The sequence below is a fragment of the Monashia sp. HAY1-2A genome (assembly GCF_056755315.1).
This window is the reverse complement of sequence record NZ_JBNDHY010000509.1, coordinates 1-260: the sequence shown is the minus strand read 5'-3', so window position 1 is coordinate 260 and position 260 is coordinate 1. Positions and strand designations below refer to the sequence as shown.

At 57.3% G+C, this 260-nt stretch carries 1 protein-coding gene; it reads right to left on the bottom strand.

Annotated features, from left to right (window positions below):
- On the bottom strand, nucleotides 1–260 hold a 260-nt coding region (locus tag ACPYOM_RS22910; RefSeq protein ID WP_481347727.1), incomplete at both ends, for a hypothetical protein.

The window sequence follows — 260 nt, the reverse complement described above, 5'->3', positions numbered from 1 at the left end:
GTACTGGAACCTCAGGTTGTCATGCGTACGCACCAACTCATCTCTCTTCAGCCTCAGGCGAGGGCTGTCACCGTTCCGGGCAAGTTCTAACAGGCTCGCTTGAGCTTCCGGATCTCCTGCTGACAACCGCAGTAGCAGGTGTTTCAAATGAGCAACCGCAAACGGATCCGCGGCCTTGTCGAGAGGCGGCTTCCGGCGGCTGATCGTTTCCGCGAGCTTGTCGAATGAGGACTTCAAAAAGCCTTCCCAGTGCGCATAGG